General features: G+C 42.4%; 7 protein-coding genes. 3 read left to right on the top strand and 4 right to left on the bottom strand.

What is annotated here, in order from left to right:
• The 3 genes from Tanf_RS00925 to Tanf_RS00915 all read left to right on the top strand — a co-directional run.
• Nucleotides 1–703 (top strand): AraC family transcriptional regulator (locus tag Tanf_RS00925; RefSeq protein WP_046824569.1); only part of this gene is annotated, 703 nt, incomplete at its 5' end.
• Between the two features lie 96 nt (nt 704–799).
• Nucleotides 800–2152, top strand: a complete 1353-nt coding sequence (locus tag Tanf_RS00920; RefSeq protein WP_046824568.1) for an MATE family efflux transporter — start codon at nt 800–802, stop codon at nt 2150–2152.
• 291 nt (nt 2153–2443) lie between these two features.
• Nucleotides 2444–2770, top strand: coding sequence for an RteC domain-containing protein (locus Tanf_RS00915; RefSeq protein ID WP_009162533.1), 327 nt, complete (start codon nt 2444–2446; stop codon nt 2768–2770).
• Nucleotides 2771–2856: 86 nt separating this feature from the next.
• Here Tanf_RS00915 and mobA read toward each other — a convergent pair whose 3' ends face one another.
• The 4 genes from mobA to Tanf_RS15225 form a co-directional block, all read right to left on the bottom strand.
• On the bottom strand, nt 2857–3273 hold the full coding sequence (mobA, locus tag Tanf_RS00910) for a conjugal transfer protein MobA (protein WP_369057623.1): 417 nt from the start codon (nt 3271–3273) through the stop codon (nt 2857–2859).
• Between the two features lie 938 nt (nt 3274–4211).
• Nucleotides 4212–5012, bottom strand: coding sequence for an NERD domain-containing protein (locus Tanf_RS00905; RefSeq protein WP_046824566.1), 801 nt, complete (start codon nt 5010–5012; stop codon nt 4212–4214).
• Between the two features lie 3 nt (nt 5013–5015).
• Nucleotides 5016–5273 (bottom strand): hypothetical protein, encoded by a 258-nt coding sequence (locus Tanf_RS00900; RefSeq protein ID WP_021583706.1) that lies wholly within the window; start codon nt 5271–5273, stop codon nt 5016–5018.
• A gap of 1 nt (nt 5274) precedes the next feature.
• Complete coding sequence (locus Tanf_RS15225; protein WP_140230597.1) at nt 5275–5628, bottom strand: hypothetical protein; 354 nt, start codon at nt 5626–5628, stop codon at nt 5275–5277.
• Between the last annotated feature and the right edge of the window lie 267 nt (nt 5629–5895).

Raw genomic sequence — 5895 nt, 5'->3', positions numbered from 1 at the left:
TGGGCAATGCCGTCTGAATATTGATTTTGAGGAATACACTTTCGGGAAAGGAAGCCTGGCTATCATCCGTCCGGGACAAGTACACCGTATCATCGACGCTTTCAATCTTTCCGCAAAGTTCTTGGTTATCGACTCGGTATTGGTGGATAAGGAGGAAAAACGAACGCTTGAGAGATACGGTCGCCCTCAAATACAACTATCCGACATATCGGAACAGAAACTATTATTATCACTTCTTGACTGCAAACTGAGTGGCATGGAAAATCCATCTGCCAAAGCAGTCGTTCAGCGACTGACCACCGTCATTGTAGGGTTAGTCGTGGAGAACATTGTAAATGTAACGATAGCTCAATCCAAATTACAGGGGACAGTGACCAGACACAAGGAAATAGTATGGGAATTTCGGGATTTGTTGGAAAGCAATATCCGAAGCAACCGTTCGCCATCATTCTATGCCGGGCGGCTGAACATTACCGTTGCCTACCTGAATGAAGCTGTAAATTCTGTTCTGGGGACAAGTGTGAGCCACCATATCCAAAACGAGATTATTTTGTTGGCTAAACGTCAATTGGTCTATACTACAGATTCCATCAAAGAGATTGCACATAGTTTAGGCTTTAACGATTACTCCTACTTCACACGGCTGTTTACCAAGGTTGCAGGCGTTTCTCCCGCGCTCTTCAGGAGGACTTACCACGAATAGTGCTATCATTACCATTGTCCGTCTATTGTGACAGCCTGTATCCCACCGTACCTTTGCAGCGAACTTTATTCACTTAAAAAGATACGGATTATAAGGATGAACAACGCTGTAAATATTTTGCGAGAAGGAAGTATGATGAAAGCCCTGACAAAATTGGGGATACCTATTGTCATCGCAATGCTGATTATGGCAATATACAATGTGGTAGATACTTTTTGGGTTGCACGTCTTGGAACTCTTCCTGTCGCCGCTGTATCTGTTGTTTTCCCTATATCGTTGTTATTTCTTGGGATAGGACTAATGTTCGGTGTCGGAGGCGGAGTGTATATATCCTGTCTGTTGGGAGCGAAACGGGTTGTCAAGGCAAGTCAGGTAGCTTCCGTCTCAGTGATTACCTCTGTGATGTTGGCAGCTCTCATTGCCCTTGTGTGCAATGTGTTCCTGCCGGACATCCTACTTTTCATGGGAGCAAACGAGGAGATGATGAGTTTGGCAGAATCCTACGGCAGGCTTTTTATCATCAGTTGTGTCATAGGAACATTGAATGTGTCCATGTCCAATATCATTGTTTCACAAGGTGCGTCGAAGACATCTGCGTCGGCAATGATCATCGGCTCTATCGTCAATGTTGCATTAGACCCCTTGTTTATCTACACTTTCAATTGGGGTGTGGAAGGTGCTGCATGGGCAACCATTCTTTCAAGAATCGTCACGACAGCTATTTACATCCGTTTCCTTACGAAAGCAGAGGTAAAAGTATCTCTTGCCTTGTTCGCTCCCACGATAAGAATATACGCAGACATCATTAAGATTGGTATCTCTATGCTCTTTTTGCAACTGCTCCAGACCCTTTCCATCAGTTTGTTGCAGAAAGCCGCTGTGAAATATGGGGCAGAGGCTGTTGCGGCTGTGGGTATCGTCCTGAAAATCGTCACATTGGGAACAAACGTGGTCTTCGGATTTGTAAAAGGACTCCAACCTATGGCAGGCTATAACTACGGGGCAGGCAATTTTCAAAGATTAAGGGAAGCGGTGTGCTGTTCTCTGATACTCACAACCTCGTTTTGTGTGCTCTGGAGTATTCTTATAGTCATTTTTACCTCTCCTATCATCAGTTGTTTCGGTAAAGACGAAACAATGCAGGAAATAGCAAGAATTGCGCTTAGAGCCAATACGATTATGTTCTTCACTTTCGGATTCCAATTTGTGTATTCCACACTATATATGGCAATCGGAAGAGCAAGGCAAAGTCTGTTACTCAATATCGGACGGCAAGGTTTGTTTTTTATCCCTACTATATTGCTGCTCCCATCGTATTGGGGATTGAAAGGAGTACTCTATGTCCAGCCTATTGCCGACGTCTTTGCAACCTTGATGACGCTGCTTTTTGCCGTCCGAATTCACAGGGAGATAGGTCATCAATCACATCTCACGACAGAAAATATATAATGTTGAACTTAAAAGATATAATTATGCTGAGACTCACTCAAACGGAAGACTTCAAGACGATAATTTCGTCTTGCTCTACAGAAGAGCAAGTACAAAAGGCATCGGACAATTTTATATTGAAGGTCGTTGCTCTATGTGATACAGAAGAAGATACTGTCTCGTTGTTTCGTATCCTCCGCTACACTCGCTGTCGCTTACAAGCTATGCAAAAGGCGTATCCTTTAAACGGAGAGGGGGAAAAATGTGTCAGAACTACTCAGTGTCATTGACACAGAGTTGAAGTTGCTGAAGATGCGAATGCAGGGGCTTCTTCCTGCTTTGTCTGTCAAACCAACCAAGAAACTCCACTGGACAGGCAAGGCGACAGACTTGGTGGAACTACTTTATGCCCTTGACACCTGCGACTGTATCAATGATGGAGAGATTGGTGTAGAGGAACTGGCAGACGCTCTTTCTGAAATCTTCGGTGTGGAAATCAAGAACTGCTACAACGTCTATATGAATATGAAACGTCGCAAGGACGACAGTCGCACATATTTCCTTGACGAACTCCGAGAGAAACTGAACAAACGAATGGTAGAGAGCGACCTGAAAGGAGGAAAATTCAAAAAACGGTAATTGCATGCAAATAATCAATCAGGCTTCCCCAAACGAGATGGAAGCCTGATTTTTTCATCCATAAAGAACAGTACAATGTAAAATGGTTACTGCCGATGTTGCCATTTTTCTTGGAATTCACGAGTCAATTGCACGATTTCACCTCCGATTATTGCTAATTCAAGTGTCAGTTTCTCCAACTTTGCGAGCATAGCAAAGGCTTTCTTTTCCGTGAAATTGCTCTTCATTGCAACTACTGTCTGGTTGTAATTTACTCCCACACTGCGGAATTGTCCATACAAAGTCGTCAGCTTTTGGTAATAGTCAAGCAATGAACGATCGACTTTTATCACCCGAAATGTCTCGTTAAAGACCCTTGCTTTGATGAAAGCGGCTCTGTTTTGAAGCCCTGATTGTTCGAATAACGTCAGGAAACGAGCAAATTCAGTGTCCGTAAACCGAACCATGCAGCAATGGCTGGCTCTTTCTTTTTTCAGGGGTCTCCCCACATGTCTTTTTGTCATTTTACTTTGGATTTTAATGGTTTGTAATTCTCTCTTAGGGAAAATAGAATGTGTTAAACACTATCGTATTCCTTTAGAAAGCGTTCGCGATAAGACAGACTATCAAAACAACGAAAACTTCTATTCAAGAACACCGACTTCGGAGGTGTTCTGCCCTCTGCAAGAGCAAGGGTTTTGAGTTACCGAAATAATTTCGGGTAACGCAAGACATATCTTGCTATTTGCACGGACGCAAATAAATCCGTCCCGAAGGACGGTGCGTTACCTTCTCGAAAAGAATGTCTCCTAATGCCTTCAATGCACCGGCTCATTGCTTGGGTGCAAAGTCACTATCTATTGTGTATAAGTTAGTTACAAGCAATGAAGCCATAAGTAACCAAATCGAAGCCACAAGTACGCACTAATAAAAAGGGGGTAAAATTGGCTTGAAGGACATCTATATTTGCCCCGTCAGACAGGTGCTCACCGGTAGGAGGGGATACCGAATTCCCCAAGTCTAAACACCTGTTTGTACCTATTTGAACAGGCAACCAAGGATATGGCAATAGGAATGAGAATGGACATAGGGCGGCAGCTCCGTATTCACTTGCACAAGTGTACAATGGGAGACGTGTGGGAGAACGTATGCAAGTATCAACCTCGTCATGTTTTCCGATACTTAAGCAAGGAGGGAAATACCCCACCAAGTAAGGCTCTGTTCCCTTATCGAAGCCTCCGGCTGTATGCCCACATGGAAATATAGCCTATGACAATGCCCGATTGAACACTATCAATGAGAAGCATGTACTGCTTCGTGAGTTCGCCATACCCAATGAAGAATGGGCAAGGAAGGCTAATTACATCGAGTTTCTATACACCGATGAAGCGGAACATCAGGAAGAGATACAGAGGATTAGGGATAATCATTGCAGAAGATTAGGCAGATGATACGACTCTACTCAGTAAGACTGAGTAGTAAACTTGCATCGAGGATAATTGGAACAACCGTAGAAACTTCCGTATTTCCCATTTCGCCGTACAAGCGTACCTCCACACTGTGGGCATATACCTGATGAAATTTTTGAATCTGTTCTGTACTTTGCTTCTTTTACGTTGCGAACATGGGTCTTGTTATCAACTACCTCACGTATGTTCTTTGAAGAAAGACGTTCCACAACTACTTTTATATCAGTATCGGTAATGTACGATGTTTGATATGCTTGAATTGTGGAAAGAAGAGCAGTGTCATAAATAACATGGCCTGCAGACGAAACTCTACTAATATCAGCATTCCCAGTGAAAACGACAATGGGGATAACTTTTAGGTAAGGCCATTCTTTCAGATTCTCCTTAATCCTATACATGTGTCCTACTACCTGTTTTACTGGATTATAGAACTGGTTCTTGGTAACGTAGGTGTATGTCTTCCAAGGTTTCTTGGGGTAAGTTACTTTAGTCACGATTATCTGTTTCCACTCTTGGATATTATCATTGCCATATATCTCACCTCGATAGTTCTTTGTCTCTATGGCAAAGACTCCATATTTAGACACTACAATGTGGTCTATTTGTGTCGTGCCATTCGTTGTCTTTAGCATGACATCATCCATCACATGGTATTCGTCTGGTAGTTGCATGAGAATATCATGAATTCTCATTTCACCTCGCTTTCCCTTTTGTCGAGGGGAGTTATACCACCAACCGAATATGGTTATGGCGATGATAGCGACAATGAAAAGTATGGATAGAATTAACTCCATGAATCATACAATATAAACGCCCAGAAACTCACACCTCCCAATGTGTTTAGGATCTTCTGTGTATTTCCAATTGACAGGATTATAGACTTCTTCCACAATACCATTAACGATAGCAAGAACGTGAGTAGCCTTTCGCGCTCGGTTTATATCAACCTTCCAATACTTACGGGTCATCTCATAAAGATTCTCCCTTTTTACTTTCCCTACTTTTACACACATGATGCAGTCTTCGGGACTTGGTATAAGTGCTTTCTGATTCATATTATTCCCTGTCATAATGGTTTTCGATATAGTTTTCATTCTTACCGATAGCCAAGAGGATGATAATCATCAGTAGAGGTGTGGCCAATAGGCTCAGGAGCACCCACACTACCACGCGTCGGTTTCGTTTTTGAGCCATGACAGCAACAAGCACATACAGGCCAACAGTTATACCGATGACGAAAAAAAGGCCTACAATGGCAATAATCGTATATAGTCCTTCATTTCCTCTTGAACGGTCATAGTCGTATGTGCTTAATGGATTGTCATCAATAGACTCCTCGGCTACTTCTTCTTCAACATTATAATCTTTGAGTTGGAACTTTATCTTGAACGATGGCGAGCCTCCAGGCATGTTTTCAGATTTATAATAGTGATAGTTCCTACCATGTTCGTATGCTGGAATATCAAGTTTCTTTGTCATTCCTGGGGCAATACTTACACGCCTGATAAACTCTTCATAATCCAGTTCGTTGCCCGACATATCAAGATAAGTAGTCGCTCCTTAACAATTGATTTTCTTGAATAAAAAGGAATAAAAGTATATTTTTTCCTTTGGCAGAAACCCGTAAAAAATAGAACGCAAAAGATTTTCCTTAATCTTTTCCAGCATTTTCTTTAG

Source organism: Tannerella forsythia (assembly GCF_001006485.1).
In the GTDB taxonomy this organism is placed as follows: domain Bacteria; phylum Bacteroidota; class Bacteroidia; order Bacteroidales; family Tannerellaceae; genus Tannerella; species Tannerella forsythia.
The sequence above is the reverse complement of the archived record's forward strand: the minus strand, read 5'-3'. Positions and strand labels throughout refer to the sequence as shown.